We start from the raw sequence: 730 nt of genomic DNA on the forward strand, positions 1-730 counted from the left end.
GGCCAACAACAGAAGCTGAACTAGAAGATATTTGGCGTCGACGCGTTAAAAGTGGTGCACTCTCTTTAAAATTGTCTGGCGAGTCACTTAAAGAAGCTGCGGACACTTTGCGTACCCGCTACCAGTCGCAACTAAAGCGTGCGCTTCAGATTCGTAACGAAGACGCTTTCCAAGCCTACATGAATGCGTTTACAACGCTTTATGATCCACATACGACTTACTTCTCACCTCGCTCTTCAGAAAACTTTAACATCAACATGAGTTTGTCGCTTGAAGGAATCGGCGCGGTTCTACAAGCCGACAATGAGTTTACAAAAGTTGTTCGCTTGATTGCAGGTGGTCCTGCGCAACAACAAGGCCAGCTTGGCCCTGCTGACCGAATTGTCGGCGTTGCTCAAGGCGACGAGAAAATGGTTAACGTTGTAGGTTGGAGATTAGACGAAGTTGTACAATTGATTCGTGGTCCAAAAAAATCAACGGTGCGCCTCGAAGTTATTCCATCCGAAGCAAAAGTCGACACAGACACGCGCGTGATCGCGATTGTTCGTGACAAAGTAAAACTTGAAGATCAAGCAGCGAAAAGTTCTGTCATCGAGACTGAACGCGACGGTCAAACTAAGCGCGTTGGTGTTATCGAGATTCCAACCTTCTATGCTGACTTCCAAGCCATGCAAAACGGCGATCCAAACTACAAGAGCACAACACGCGACACATTGCTTTTGTTGAATGA

General features: G+C 46.8%; 1 protein-coding gene. It reads left to right on the forward strand.

Features of this window, described 5'->3' with window-relative positions; all coding sequences use genetic code 11:
- Positions 1-730, forward strand: a 730-nt coding sequence (locus tag A3738_RS20745; protein ID WP_197473939.1) for a PDZ domain-containing protein, incomplete at both ends; no start/stop codon positions are given.

The organism is Oleiphilus sp. HI0066, from assembly GCF_001635725.1.